We start from the raw sequence: 15,427 nt of genomic DNA, 5'->3' as shown, positions 1-15,427 counted from the left end.
CATACAGCTGGGTCTGATGTGGATCGTTATGTCCTAATAGTACTTGGATTCATTCCAATGGCATTCCTTTCATGGCTAAATGTGCAGCAAATGTATGACGTTTAGGTCGAGCGTTAGTCTCTTAGAGACTCGCAAGGGTAAGAAAGCCTATCCATCCAATACTCCGAATGTCCATTCCATACTTTTTCATTTCTCGATGGACTAACACTTTCACAATGTCTGACCGCCATAAACGGATTGTATTCAGTATGACAACGTAATCCACATCATGGTGGGAAAGATACTCCAACATCTCCTGAAAGCTCATTCTGTCCACTTCTAACGCTTCTTTATCGACTTTAGCCCCAACTAATACCTTCTTCTTTAAACTATAAACAAGCGTAAAAGCGTGTATCCTTGAGCCTGACAATAAGCCTTGATTTCATCTTCTTGATAAGCAAGGCTGTATCCGTCTCTTGCTTGTCCTTGTGTGGATACTCGAATATAACCGATTACTTTCATGATATTTTCCCCCTCCGTTACGCTAATCCTATTTAACGTAACGCTTAGCCGCTATATTAATTATAAATTAATTGTATGCAGCTTTAGCGATACATTCAACCCCTTTACCGATGCAAATTTATTGTGTATCGTAAAAGTAACATGAAGAAGAGGAAGGGAAATACCATGCGATTTCAATCAAACTAAAGGAAATACTTAAAGAACGTGACCTTTCACAACGTGAATTGGCACGTATGGCAGGGCTGCGACCAAATATAATCAGCCATCTTTGTTCAGACAACGTAGACAGGGTTTATCTATCGACATTAGAAACAGTTTGCAAAGTGTTAGACATCGATATTCAGGAGTTAATCGAGGTGGAGTAGTCCTCTTGCAATAGTAATCGTTCTATGTACGTAAAAGTTGTGAAAAAATTTATAAGGCAGGGAGAAAGCGAAGGTACGGTTTTGGAGAATAGAAATGGTGGTAACTGATGATATTAAAATTTTTTTATAAAATGGAATACATTAAATAGGACATACCATTTAAAGTAACTGTACGTCTAAGAAAATTTTAAAAATACCATATAGGGCTTACAATGAATATCTATATTCTATGAAAAAAATGTCGTTTATTCGGCACTACGTCCCCCATTGTAAATTGAAAAAAGGTGTCCCAAAAGTAAGCCTTTTGGCAACACCTCTAAATTGTTAACCTCTAATTTGGTTATTAAATATATCGTGAAGATATTCTACTTTTGGATTGTTTAATAAAATACTATTTTCATTTTTCTTATAATGTAGTTCTAGTTTCCCTTTATTTGGGTCACTTTCAATAGCCCTCACACCATCAAGTACCGCAAAAAATCCAAAAATGGAAGCATCCACTGCTCTTCTAACAATTTTAATTAATTTCTCTTTGTCATTATCATCAAGTTGATTAAACCAACTAGATAATTCTATATCCTCACTACTTGGTTTTCTTCCTGGAGGGTCAATTAAATCTTCTATACTATCTGCGATACTTTCTTCTCTAACAACTTCTATAATACTTTTAACAAAATCTTTATTATTCACTTAAACTATTCTCCTTTCTATTTTAAAAACGAACCTGGATACATAGATTTATTAAGATTGATTAGCTCTTTTAAAGCACTATTTGGAGCATTAGTATGCCATCTTAAATCCCAAATATCTTTTGCTAATAAATCTCTCGCACTACCATTATAATCTCCTTTTAGGGTTGGTATTCTCATATGTTCTCTAAAAGGAACTACAATAGATGGTGCATATTGAGGATTGTATCCATCTATTACCTGACTAGCAGGATGTTTCTGTCCTACATGATGAATGTCTAGCTTATCTCCAACCGCTGACCTTTTTTGTAAGTCATCAAACACTCCTACCTCATATTTCTGTACTTTACCCTTACCCTTTGTAAAAACATTTTTTAACACATTAAAACCTGAGTTAATCCCTTTATCAGCAACTCTTAATCCTGATTTTATTTTTCCCCCTGTGCTCAACATTCCTATCATTTTATTAATTTCCTCTTGAGACGGAGGAGCAAGAATAAACTTTTTGTCAAATTTAGTGAATTCTGGTCTTTTGCTGCTGTAATTCTTTTTACTTTTTCCTGGATTATAATTGACCGTTCCTGGCACATCTAGTGGACTTGCTTGAAAATCTAGTCCATTCCATCCCGTGTAAAGAGGTAAGTGCCCAGTCGGATCAATAAAATTGACCGGATTATTAGTTGTGTATGCGTATAAATGATGTGACCACGGATCGGATTCTGTTCCTTTATAGGTATCCTGCGAAATGAACCGACCGGTATCTGGATTATAGTGTCTGGCATTCATGTAATATAAGCCCGTTGCTGTATCATGAACCGCACCGGTGAATTTCACGTCATTAAGGAACGAATTGCTACCAAATTCTTCCGTCCCACCAAACTCGTCATAGCCATACCCCTTAACGCGCTTGGCAGTGGGATCAAGGATACTTGTGACGCTGCCTCTTTTATCATAATGATAGAAGAAATACATATTATCATAGACACCATCGAACCGCTTCGACGCAATAATCGTGCCGTCAGGATTCAACACATTTTCCGTTGCTTTATTGTTGTTGATGTCGGTCGTATAGAGGAGATTTCCTCTATCATAAAAGTATTTGGAAATTAGTCCATTGACATCCCGTCTAATCCGCTGACCGTCCCCATTGTAGAAGTTTTTTTCTACAACCGGTTTCTCACCGGCCATCGTTTGATCTACTTTTTCCAGACGATTGGCTAAATCGTATGTTAATGTAGAGGTTACATCTTTTTGGACACCGTCTATTTTCTTCTTGGTTATTTCTTTTGTTTGATTTCCTCGGTTGTCATACTCATAGGAGGAATCTACTTGGCCATTCTTCGTTGTCGTTTTTAATTGATTTAATGAATTGTAAGAATTGACGTAATGATCTGAGCCTTCATCCATGGTAAGACGATTTCCCACCGCATCATACGTGTATGACGTCGTTTTGTCATCTTGTTTGCTAGTCTTCAGACGACCCGCTTCGTCGTACTGATAGCTTTTCTTAACCGTTTTTGCTGTGTCATAGTTGGTATATAAATCTTCATTCGTAATAAATCCGCGGCGGTCATAGAGCATCTTGTATTCTTCTAACTTCTTATCCCCATTATCTAGGTATTGAATTGATTCCGTCAATCCTGCAGTGTTGTAGCCGTAATCAACTTTCACATAGCCTGAGCCGCCTGAATCAAATTGCCGGAAGTTTTTCACATAATCGATTTGACCAGAATTTGTATAAAAATACTCTTGGACTTCTTTTCCTTCCACCACAATGGAATTTAAACGGTTATATTGATCATAGACATAATCAATATCTTTTTCCAGATCCCCCTCTTCGGACCGGTAATAGATTCTTTTCACATTGTCACTGCCGTCGTATTGATAGTTAACGGAATGGCCATCTTGTACAAGTTGAGTCATACGGTCTTTACTATCGAAAGCATAGGAAGTGACAATTGTATCTGTCCCTTTTTTATCCGTCATACTTTTGTGATTTCCATTAGGGTCATACTCATACGTTGTCAAATGATCAGGACTGAAGGTGACCTTTTCCAGTTGATTCATCGCATTATAGTCGTAAACTTCCTTCGTTCCATCATTTCTTGTCATGATTTTCATGTTGCCATTCAGGTCATATTCAAAGGATTCAGTAAATTTAATAGGAGTAGTTGGCGTTCCTTCACCTACTTCTTTTGCCATACGTCCAAGGGCATCAAGGTAGGTAACTTTAACTCTTCCTTCTGCATCTGTAACGATATTCTTAATATAATCCCCTTCAACTTGATCGTATAGATATGAGGTGACTATATCTTTGCCATCCACATTTTGTTTTACAGATTTTAAGCGGCCGAGCTTGTCGAACTGACTGTAAATAGCATTTCCTTCCCCATTTATACTCGTAAGAATGTTACCTTCCAAATCATATATATTTTTGGAAACAATATTCTTACCACTTGGGTCCACTATCATCTTGGTTTGACGGTTCAATTCATCATAGTTAGATACTACCTCTCTACCTGAACCATCGATTGCCTTAGTCACATTGCCGATTAAGTCATATTGATAAGTCGTAATCGTGTTATTTTCTTCAACTTTTTTTAAACGGCCGGCTGCGTCATAATATTCGATTTTCTGTCGGTTTCCTCCATCCGAATACACTATCTTTTCATTGTTTTCTGCATCATATTGATAAGTAATCTTATCCATTTCTTTGTTTGGATGAATAGTTTCTACTAGTCTGTCCACACCATCATAATTGTAACTTGTTTCAAACCCGCTTCTATCTTTAAACTTTACTAAATTATCATTTGCATCATAATTTCCATTTTCTGTAAAACCATCAGGGAACGTCGTTTTATATAGACGTCCTAAAAGATCATACTCTTTTGAGGTGATATATCCTTTCGGGTCTTTAAACTTTGTTGGATTTCCCTGCTTGTCATATTCGAGTATCTCCGTTATTTTTCCTAATGGCTCGGTTATCTTTACCAGTCGTCCTTTTTGATCATAATCGAAGGATGTCGTTTTACTATATTCATTTTTAATTGTTTTTTGATTACCTAGATTATCGTACGTATACGCTACCGTCCTACCTTCCGGGTCAACTGAGGTACGAAGATTTCCATATTCATCATAGTCATAATGATATGCTGCGGTAATCCCCTCACGAATTGGCGTAATGATATCTTGTACTTGATTCATATCATTGTAATTTTTATATTCCGTAATATTGTTTAAAGGATCTTTAGATGTCAGGATATTACCTCGAGCATCATAGGTGTAGCGATAATGCAGTGTCTTTAATGTTCCGTCAATTTCATTATCATAATACATATGCTCAACCAACATCTTGTCGTTATATTCAAAATGAACTTTATGACCAAGAGCGTTCGTTTTAGAGGTAATATTACCGTCCTGGTTATAGGTGAAGGAGACTGTTTTCCCTTTATCTGATGTAACGGTGGTTTGATTTGAATCATATTTTAATTCGTAATATTCATTAACAGGATCTGTCACCCTAGTAAGTTTTTCATTCACATAATCCAATATTGTTTTATTTGACTTAGGATCAATAATGGTATGAAGCTCATTGGAATCATTATATTGATATTCCTTCAAATACTCTGTATTATTCTCTATTATTTGCCAAACTTTTTCCAATCTCCCATTTCGTTCATTGTATCGAAAGTTATAAACGCGACCAGCTTGATCGATTATATATTTTAACCTGTCATCATCAAAATAGGAGAAGTTAATTTCATCCCCGACATTGTTTGTTACACGACTTAAATTTCCACGGTCTGGATCATAGATTAAGGTTAAGTTATTTCCGTTAGGTTCTGTAAAATTTGTCAGTTTCAAGTTACTATCAAAAATGTATTTTACTTGGTCCTTTCTTAAAATTTCATAGGTGCCATCAGCTTTTTTTGTTAAGTTCATGAGAACACCTTTTGGTGAATCATATGTCCCCGTTTTATTTTTGACGAATCGATGTAAACTGCCATCCCCATCTTTTAAGATAAGACCGACTTCTTCTCCAATATCATTATATTCTTTCAACAAATTGGTATTAAACGAGAAATCCCAGCCATATCCTAACGATGTTTTCGTTGTAGTTTGACTGTTAAAACTTCGTTTCATAACCATCCCAAACTTTGGTCCCGGGGTAACAAAATCTGTAGATTGATAGACCAAGTTTCCACTGCTCATGTTAATATAGCCGTCTCCATCCCCAGTTCTAAACGAGCTATACCCCCAGTAATCCTGTAAACCCATTTGCTTTTCTAGCTCATTTTTATCTACAACTATTGAATCTTCTTCATTGGTAGTAGAACTAAACCTTTCGACCCCATTAAACTCTTTAGTTGCCACTACTTTATAATAAAATTTTTGACTGTAATTTAGATTATAGTCATTCCAATAAGACGTTTTGATTCCTTCAGCTATTAAATTATCTTCAGACAGGTTAAATGATTTTGTAGCACTGCGGTAGATATTATAGCTTACTCCTGCCGTATTAGAAGGTTTCCAGCGTAATAATGTCATATAATTGACATTTGGTGTTGCAGATAATTTTTTTGGTTCATCTATTAATTTCACCGTAAATGGTTGTCCGGAATTGACATATACAATATCTGAATCCCATGATTCTAAAACAGGCGTTACGCTTTTAGTTGTTGTAGTTAATACTGCTTTTACCTTAAGGCTATTCCCTACTTGTTGAAAAGCTTCTGTTTGAAATGGTTTAATGCTTTGCCATGTCTTTCCTCCATCTGCTGATGCAAAATAACGAATATCAGTTCCAACAGGCTTTTGCTCCAAGGATTTAAGATAAATGGTCTGAATGTCCCCAGCAAATTGTTGTACTTTAGACTCAAATGAACCTTCCAAGCTGTAGCCCGTGCTAGTAGAATTTAACTGAATAGAATTATTCGTATTTGTTACATCTTGAAGTTTTTCTAACTTATTAATATTGTCAAATGTATCAACCACCCCTTTTGTTTGGTAGGAGGTTGTACTAAATTTATAGTTTCCTAGACTGTCCTTACTTCTAATATAAAACTTGTTTAAGCTTCCTTCCGGATACTGTGTAGTATCTATGGATAGATTTATTTTGTCTTTCCCCATACTATCCACAAGTTTAGAATTGACAAAAAGGGACCCTTCATATTTTCCTAAAGTAGGTTTGACATCATCAATTAGAAATTCAATTGGATACAAAGGGTTAGAAATTGTTTCTTGATTTATTGGATCTATTACATTAATTTTAGGATTAATTACTTCTGTATTTTTACTTTTTATTACTTTTCTAATAACACTATTAATGTTCCCCGCTGCATCTTCTACTTCTATTTTTAATGAATATGTGGCCTGTTCTTTTAAAGTAGATGTATCCCATGAATAGTCAATGGTATTTGAAGTAAGGGATGTTCCAGAACTTATTGCCAGATATTCTTGTGGTGATTCTCCTTCAGCATACTCGATTTTCCATTTGGTAAGCGGCGCATTACTTGCTGTAACGGTTGCATCTATATCTACAATTCCGTTGATAGTTTGCGCATTAACTGGATTATTCATTGATATTAGGGGCGGACTTATATCTTTTTGTAAACTAACGGATGTAGCGTCCCCATAATTACCTTCGGAGTCAATTCCGCGAACCTTAATTTCATGTATCCCATCAGAAAGTGCTTCATTTCTAATAGTTTTTGAACCTGTACTAACATTAGTTCCTAGTGGTATCCAATTACCACCGTCTATACTATATTGAATGGTGCTCAATTGTTTATTATCTGTGATTCCTTCCCATGATAAAGTAAAATCGTGAGAGTTTGTCCAAGTTGAGGGTATTATACTCAGCGAGGTAGGCGCAGATGGACTAGTTCGGTCTTTTGTTACATAATCACTGGATGTTTTAAATCCTGAGTAATTCCCCTTTTTATCAAATGCCTGCACTTGGAATTTTATATTGGATGAGCTATCTGGCAAATTACTAACTGTATAGGTATAATTCGATGCACCAGAATGTGGAATATTTGCTACCCACTGCCATGAACCATTTGTATATTTTTGAACCTCATAATAATCGGTTCCTGAAGCAATTCCCGATGGAAGATCTGAAACACTATTCCACGTCAGAGTTGCTTGGGCGGTACCTCTACTGTTAATAAGCCCATCTTTTATTACTACTCCCAGACTATCTGGCTGATTGGGGCGGGTTGTATCAGGAAGATAGCCTTCTGCCCAGTCAGAATCTTGCGAACAGTACCCAGTTGTCTCATTACAGGCCGATACGACAAACCAATATTGTTTACTAGTTTGGTAATTTCCCCCGGATACCGTGTACATGCCGCTTGGATCATTTGCTAATTCCGTTCCTCCTCCATCTTTACGAATACCGTATCTCCCGTTCTGGAGGTCTATAGTGGTCGGGAATAGTCCTTTACCTTTAGTTGACCAAGAATTAACATCTCCTACTTTAATCCAATCAGTAGATTTTCCATTATATATACCTACCCAATACGTGTTAGCACCATACACCTTATCCCAGGAAATATTGAAGTAACCGGTTGAACTGTTTGTTCCATTAGGATATGGTGTAAGTTTTGGAGGGGCAGGCTTATCCAGAAATGTAAAGGTTATCTCTATTTCAGGCACATAAGAGCCATTTTCACTAGCAATAAATTTTTTCCAATAGGTCTGTCCATTTCCACTTGTATGAAGTGAGAAACCATAATTACTACTCGGATTATTGGCCCATTGTTGAACTGTTGATGTTACATCGTAGGAAAACCAGCTATTCCTTACTGCTGTGGTATACCCCAGATTAGTAACAGACGGGCTATAGTTCCATGTGATTGTTGATGGAGACCAATCCCATTTAGCAGTAGAAACCCAAACATTTGTAGGGGTAGTACTATAACTCCAAGTAGTATACAGCCAAAGAGTTGCTTTGTGAATAACAGCCCCCTGCAGATCTGATAAGTTAGCCTTTAAATAGGCGTAATTGTCACCAGTTGAACCATCATAATACCCTACTTTTAGTGTATAAGCCCCTTGATTAGCATCCCACAATCTGGAACCAGAATAGTTATTATTTGGATAAGCACTTGAAACATACCCATTTACAATATTTCTAAATGGTATTTTTGTATAGGTAGGATCAATATAGATTGGGAATTTACGTTCTGGACTTTTAAGCCATTCTGCATCTGCAACCAATGATAGTATATAAACATCCTTCTTGGCCTCATTGATTTCATAGAAAATATTATTTGAAAAAGCTGCTTCCCCCGATTCTGGATGGACGTTTGAATCTGACATAAATGGTTTAGGCATATTGTAGATTTCAATTCCTTGCTCATCCAATAATGATATAGAACCATCTTCGTTAGTAAGGCTTTAAATCCGTGTTGATTTCAAATTGAAATTTATTGTGGCCGGTATACTGGTTTAAAACAATATCTTCTTTAATTGAATCGTTAAAAATAATATTTCGCAAATCTATATTTGGAAAAATTTGTTTATACCAGATCTTATTTCCCTCAACAGTTGAATCCGCGGAGTTTACCTTTGTTATGCCTTGTTCTCCAATGGCTTTTAGTAATTTTACGGAAAGATTGTGATTTTTTTCTTGAAATTCAACATAATGACCATTCTTTATTTTCTTTTGAAAGGAGACATCCATTTCTGTATTTGTCGGCTTATATACATTACCAACTTTTTCAATTAAGTCTGTGGAGATTTCTTCCCATTTCCCATTCTTTTTAATATGTACAGGCTTGCCGAAGACTTTTTTGGTAAAGGTTCCGTCGTGATTATTGAAGACTTTTTCATTGACTTTTCGTAATTCTATTTCCTCAGTGGGTTTTTTCTTTTCACTTTTGGTAGACTTTGTATCTTCTGAGATTGCATTAGCTATATTTTGAGAAGGTGGTTCTTGTGTTATTCTTGTTGGAGATGTTACTGTTGTTTCTGCAATGCCATTTGGTGCAGGTACACTAGTAAAAAGAAGAAAAGCTATTATTGAGAAAATTAAATACTTCCTTCGGTTTCGTTTTCGCATTTGAATCCCCCATTTCAAAATAATATTGGAATATATATACATTATATAATAAAGGAATAATTTAATGGAATAATTTTACTTAATAGTATGAAAATTTCCAAAAAAGGATAAGAGATTTTTAAATTGATTTTAGTAGAATCATTCTAAAGTTAGGAAAAAGGGCTAATTCAGTTGGAAAAAAATTTTAAAAAAGTAATTTTAACTAGATGATTAGAAACTTTGTGGCTTTATTAAAAATCAAAAAGTCTAAGGCCAAATATTTATAATCTACAAAATCTAAATATATATAAGACACAGGAACATATAGAAATGATCAAAATATAGCTTAATATAAAAGAAATTTTATCGTTTCCGATAAATCCATAACGAATTGAACGTAGTAGTTAAAAAAGTCTAAAAAGTTTCAGAAAACAAACCAAAAGTGATTCAGTAATCGACTGAATCACTTTTATTTAGAACCTACATCTTTATAAAGACATAAAGTTATAGAGATGTGGTCGAATTCTCCTCTACTAAACCGACTGTTGTTGAGGAATTTACACAAAAATAAGCGTTAATTCTTTAAAAGAGCGTTAATCCGTCTTAACCTTAATTATGATATAATAAAAAAACGTCTAATCCCATATGTACCAAGGGTTTAGACATTTTTATAACCAGGGTTATGAAAGCGTTAATTAGTATTATACGAATTGTATAAGAATCTATAAAAAATGGTTACCTATTCCCTTCCAGAAGAAAACAGATAACCATTAATTGTCTATGTCGTCGTTATAGTCGTACTTTTCAGAATGCTTTTCTAGCCAGATTTCAAATCTTCGAGTGGTGGCCGCGTATTTTGGTCAGGAATCTGTTTACATTTACTGAAAAGTTCCTTATCGCTAATAATAATTCTATATCCGTTTAATTTCAAAAATGTACTCGCGCTAAGTAACTACTGAATTGGTAATTTTCTTTTCAGCAGCACTTACAGAGTTTTGTACTATAAAGAAGAATGAAAGAGTTAGCAAAAAAAGTGGAAACTAATAACATCTTTTATATATTTTCCCCCATTTACATCTTTATACCAACAAAGTATTTATTTCTATTTAAACAAAAAATAGAATTTTTTGGAAATTTAATATATCTATAGTAATGAATCCAAACACCTATTAATTTTAGATTAAAAATAACTATTATTATTAATTAATTTGATGATATACTTTTATTAAAGTTTTAGTTTTATATAAAAAGTGATTAAAGAGGGAAATTTTAGGGATGTTTGTATTTAGTAAAAAAGGAGATAGAGAAATGAAAAAAGATTTATAGGACTACATTAGGGTTGCAAGTTTATTTACTATGGCGGTCAGTTTAGTAATAATTGCTTGGACAATGAGAAGTGAAGTGTCGTATCTTCAACAAATTGCAGAACAGTTATTTCATATAGGAGAAAAAATTAATTATCTGGGAACACTTCACAAATAACTTCTACTAGTCATTTTGTCCCCCTCTTACAGACAGATTTTGGTTGCCTGCATTACATGCCTACCAACGGATAAATCATACCTGGTATACATGTTCGCCTATACATAAGAACCGTACATAGTTCTGCCAAAATAAAAAACAACCTACCTTTGGTAGCTTGTTATCTTCAATGGTTTATTTATTTTCTAAAAAAGGGCAGACTTCACCTTTTACTTAGACCTCTATTTTTGTTTAAAAACATCCACTCATTCCAGAAAGGAACGTTTATTAATTACACAAATACACATAGTTTTTTAACTACTCTTTCACCCCAAAGGGTGCAATTTTCGTAAAAGTTTCCACAAATAAATAAAAATAGCCTCAACAAAAGAAGTATACATAACAGAGCTCTTTGTTTCAATATCACGATGACACTTTTTATAATTTCGCAACATAACAGCACTTGTATACACCTATAAGTCTTCCTATTGGAATTTAATTAAATAAATGAATTCGATTTGATATCATAGGTTGATTGTTAAATAGGCGTGAATTTATAATAAAGTTAGTAGATCCAAAAGAAATGGAGCTGAATTTAAATGATAATAAGAAAAAAAAGCAGCATAATAACAATTTTTTTAGCGCTTCTTATAGGAATTTTTCTTTTTTTAAGTTATGGTAAAGAGTCCAAAGTCAAGGATTTTCCTGTGCCACGTTTTGCAAAATACATCCAAGATGATAATCTTAATGACTTTCAATATTCAACGTCAGGATTTTTATTTTCCTTCAGCTTATCGCTAAATGGATGGAAGGAAATTAGTCATGAAGGGGAGTCAAAAGCATATAAAAAGCGCGATAGAGAAGTGATAGTACTCACGCCCGTAGGTGAAAATACCATATATATATATGAAAAAAAATAGATTGTCCTATAAAATAAATACATAAAAATAGACTACCAAGAATGGGAGTCTATTTTTTTACAGAAAAAAATACTTGTAAATAGTAGATATTCTTTAATTTTCAGTAAACTTTAGAATTATATTTAGAACGCTAAGCATTTTGATACAATAATTTAATAAGCCCCTTCAAAAATCTGCAACGAGGAACAATTCACTACATAACCGCACTTTTGTAACAAATTCCCGATAATCATTGATTTAAAAATATTTAGGAAAAATCGTTTATAAAAAATGCCTTCCTAGTTTACATAATATCGGTGATTTTAGCCTTTTTCATTAAAAATTGTGCCGATTTCTCTCTCAAACATCAATCCCAACTACTTGAGAAAATGCAGGCCGCTTCGCCACAACTGGAGAAAACCTTATTTTTTATCCCTGAAAAAACTTCCCTATTTAAAGATTAATGCCACTATTTGCAACTAACTCAACTATTAAGCCTACCAACCACCCACTTCTCATACGCGTATCGTGGGAAAAAATTCACCAAAATCATTAAAATATGTAGTTTTCTGTAGTTGTTAGGCCCCTCTGCTAGAAATCTTGAAATTCACGATTCATCCTCCAAAAAAGCTACCTGCATGCTCGTGTGAAAAAACTCCCTTTTAGGATGTCTGTTTTGTCCGGATAAAGGAGACTCGCAAATTGCTACCCCCTAAACAAAACAATCCCCCCCCCCACAAGTCCATCCTGTATGTTAAGCCAGGTTAAAACATCCTCAAGCAATTTCAAAGGAATAAAATCGGCGAATTTTTCAATTATCTAAGTAGGACACATGTTCATCATGAAATAAGTAAATTCTCCCGGTAATTCACTATATAGGATGGATAAAATTTTTTTTCTTAAAAACAGAAATATGAGGTTAAATCAGGGAGTCAATTTTCAATTTCGGCTTTATTTATACGAGAGCATAAAAAGAGGGTCAACCAGAAGTTTATGCAGCGTATCTAGGTCAGACCAAGTTCGACGAAAACCCTTTTAAGAAATGATTAAGAACTGCTTATAATCCCTGTGAGAAAAAAGTCAACCGGCCTAACCTAAAATCGCTTTTCTCAAAATCCAAAATATAGGAGGAAATTTCAAAATGAACCAAAACAGTATTGCACTATTAACTTTAATCTTTACAATCATCGGAGTGGTTATAGGCATATTAATTGCTATGTTTCCCAAACTATTCCCCACAATCGGAGCATTCCTGCTCGGCTTAAAACCGTATGTATGGGTCGTCATCATACTGTTACTTATCATTTCGGTACAACAAGTGTTTATTGTGAAATTACAAAGGGCTGACTCCTTATCAAGACCTAATTTAAAAAAAGGTTGAAAAATTAAATGGTTATACATATTGGTCATATCTAATATGTATAACCATTTCTTTCCTACAACCGTTAGCTCAAAAAAGGCCGCCAAAAATGGCAGCTAGATCTATAACTCTTGTACCCCCGTTACTTTAATAGCAATAGGTAAGACTTTGATGTAATCTCCATCTTTTCCCCTGCTCCACACCCAACGTGCGATTTTCACCGCATTAGGCGTTCCATCTTATTCTTTTAGACTAAAGCAATTAAATTACAAACTTTACGAAATTGGTTTAGCTTCTTCAATTGTTTACCATCTAATTGAAGAATGTTCCTATATCGTTCAATCGTCGTTTCATTAGTAGCATGGATTAATCTATGTACATCTTCATGCACGATTACAAGATTGCTAAATTCATCTGTGCCACCCATATGTCGGGGTAACTTATGGTGACAGTTCACCTTATCGGATGTCAAAATTTCCCTTGTTACTGCACATTTGCCTAGTTGCATTGAGTACCTTGAAATTCTGTTATCTACAAATTCTAAGTTCTCTTTACCGTAAGGTATTTGCAACATCTTGTTTATTTCTATGGCAATGTCAGCCCTAAGATTTTGATGAAGTTTCAGCCTTCCTCCTTTTGTGTAGTTACATATATCTTGACTGAAATTCATAGCATTCCTTGTTTGAATGTCCCCTAAGGGAAATAAATACAGACCAGCAATTTTATATGTTTTAAAATTATTCTTATGAAGTCTCTTGTATGTTCCCGGTGGATTAATGGGTATTCCATATTTCCCAATTGATTTTAGACGATTATACAAGGTTTTCGTTAGATGGTAGGCTATTTTTCCAAGGTCTTTATTAATATGTGTTGCGACCATAAAGTAATTTTTTATTCCGAGTATATAAGCGTTATACTTTAAAACAGTTTTTGGTGTTGGCTTATTTTGAATTTCACGAATTAGACATCTAAGTTTTTCTAGTATGCTTTTCTTCTTTTTATCCATGATGTGTGTATTGGCTACATACTTATTAAGATTGGATACTGCTTCGAGAGAAAAACCTAGAAAATCGGATTTTCTTTTTCTTAGATTAGTGATCGCTGATTTCTCGGTAGATATATCAAGGTTCAATTGATTTTTCAAGTATCCTTTGGCGGCGTGATATATTCTAATAGCTGATTTATAAGAGTTTGTGAAAATCTTGAGGCAAGTAGACCGCTGGAACCTCCCCAGCAGTCCCTCTCAGAACCGGACGTGAACCTCTCGACTCATCCGGCTCCCATTATTCAGCCGTTGGCTTGATACCTGTTTCCCAATGTTTAAATAGCTTGGGATTCTGTTTCGCAATTCTACCTAGAACGAATTATTGAGTGGTTTTAGGAGAAATAAATTATTAAATTTCTGTTGTATTACTAAAGAGTAACTACTTTTCATTTTCTTCTAGTTCATTTTCGTCTGCCACACCAGGATAGGTACGTCCTAGGCAATCGTCCTTGTCTAGTCCAAACTCAAGACTAAGGTCTTTATCTTCCAAGTGTTCAACGTGAATTCCCTTTTTAAACTTTTCTAGTTCATCAGGTGTGAATTTCATTTTTCCCCTCCTCCTAAGAATGCTACTTTCTAAAAAAGAAGGTTCTTTCAGCTAGATTATTTTGGCCGTATAGCCTAATATCATCTTCAATTTCTAATAGGGTATTAAATTTCTTTCCTTCTGCAATTTTACTAGCAAACTTTAAGGCTTCTTGTAGTTCTAATAACATGGAAAAAGAAAAAAAGGCGATCTTCTTCTTGAAGTATCGCACCCTTTAGTTGAAGTGAATTCATGCACAAACTTGAATAACTGAATAAATATGCGTGCCTTTTGTCCATTACTAAAATTACCTAATGAATATGTAAATTAAGAAACCAGTAAAAGTGATTCCAGCTACCCATAGGTGAAATTGATTTCTTTTATCTTTATCAAGTCTACTAGATACGAACCAATCGAATAAGCCTATCAATATCAAAATAATCGATTGCCAATAAAATTCCTTCATAATATCCAATCTTTCCCCCTAAATACTAAACTACTCTGAGAATATTATATATTAACATTGCAGCCGTT

At 34.5% G+C, this 15,427-nt stretch carries 8 protein-coding genes and 1 pseudogene; 3 read left to right on the top strand and 6 right to left on the bottom strand.

Annotated features, from left to right (window positions below; translation table 11 throughout):
- Positions 1-157: 157 nt before the first annotated feature.
- Positions 158-501: pseudogene (locus AC4E8C_RS11580) on the bottom strand (recombinase family protein); the annotation flags it as partial.
- A 170-nt stretch (positions 502-671) separates the two neighbouring features.
- Here AC4E8C_RS11580 and AC4E8C_RS11575 point away from each other — a divergent pair.
- A complete protein-coding gene (locus AC4E8C_RS11575) occupies positions 672-866 on the top strand; it encodes a helix-turn-helix domain-containing protein (protein WP_490212531.1) in 195 nt (64 codons plus the stop codon).
- 324 nt (positions 867-1,190) lie between these two features.
- Here the strand turns inward: AC4E8C_RS11575 and AC4E8C_RS11570 are convergent, their stop codons facing one another.
- Genes AC4E8C_RS11570 through AC4E8C_RS11560 form a run of 3 tightly spaced genes read right to left on the bottom strand, consistent with a single transcriptional unit; the run spans position 1,191 to position 9,623 of the window.
- On the bottom strand, positions 1,191-1,556 hold the full coding sequence (locus AC4E8C_RS11570; protein WP_490212249.1) for a hypothetical protein: 366 nt from the start codon (positions 1,554-1,556) through the stop codon (positions 1,191-1,193).
- A 17-nt stretch (positions 1,557-1,573) separates the two neighbouring features.
- Positions 1,574-8,926 carry a DNRLRE domain-containing protein gene (locus AC4E8C_RS11565; protein WP_490212248.1) on the bottom strand — a complete coding sequence of 2,451 codons (7,353 nt, stop codon included), beginning with the start codon at positions 8,924-8,926 and terminating at the stop codon, positions 1,574-1,576.
- A 22-nt stretch (positions 8,927-8,948) separates the two neighbouring features.
- Positions 8,949-9,623 (bottom strand): hypothetical protein, encoded by a 675-nt coding sequence (locus AC4E8C_RS11560; protein WP_490212247.1) that lies wholly within the window; start codon positions 9,621-9,623, stop codon positions 8,949-8,951.
- 2,039 nt (positions 9,624-11,662) lie between these two features.
- Between AC4E8C_RS11560 and AC4E8C_RS11555 the strand changes: the two genes are divergently transcribed.
- Positions 11,663-11,983 carry an outer surface protein gene (locus tag AC4E8C_RS11555; protein ID WP_490212246.1) on the top strand — a complete coding sequence of 107 codons (321 nt, stop codon included), beginning with the start codon at positions 11,663-11,665 and terminating at the stop codon, positions 11,981-11,983.
- Positions 11,984-13,103: 1,120 nt separating this feature from the next.
- Positions 13,104-13,343, top strand: coding sequence for a hypothetical protein (locus AC4E8C_RS11550; RefSeq protein WP_490212245.1), 240 nt, complete (start codon positions 13,104-13,106; stop codon positions 13,341-13,343).
- Between the two features lie 226 nt (positions 13,344-13,569).
- On the opposite strand, the gene AC4E8C_RS11545 is transcribed toward AC4E8C_RS11550, so the two are convergent.
- Entirely contained in the window at positions 13,570-14,466 is an 897-nt protein-coding gene (locus AC4E8C_RS11545) for an HNH endonuclease signature motif containing protein (RefSeq protein ID WP_490212244.1), read from the bottom strand.
- 280 nt (positions 14,467-14,746) lie between these two features.
- Positions 14,747-14,914 (bottom strand): hypothetical protein, encoded by a 168-nt coding sequence (locus AC4E8C_RS11540; protein WP_490212243.1) that lies wholly within the window; start codon positions 14,912-14,914, stop codon positions 14,747-14,749.
- Positions 14,915-15,427 lie beyond the last annotated feature (513 nt).

This window comes from Neobacillus sp. SRL179, assembly GCF_984799095.1.
Note: the sequence above shows the minus strand (reverse complement) of the source record. Positions and strands in the feature narration are given on the sequence as shown.

Coding starts and splice junctions, on each gene's coding strand:
- AC4E8C_RS11550 (WP_490212245.1), top strand. CDS start 13,104: ATGAACCAAAACAGTATTGCACTATTAACTTTAATCTTTACAATCATC.
- AC4E8C_RS11560 (WP_490212247.1), bottom strand. CDS start 9,623: ATGCGAAAACGAAACCGAAGGAAGTATTTAATTTTCTCAATAATAGCT.
- AC4E8C_RS11555 (WP_490212246.1), top strand. CDS start 11,663: ATGATAATAAGAAAAAAAAGCAGCATAATAACAATTTTTTTAGCGCTT.
- AC4E8C_RS11540 (WP_490212243.1), bottom strand. CDS start 14,914: ATGAAATTCACACCTGATGAACTAGAAAAGTTTAAAAAGGGAATTCAC.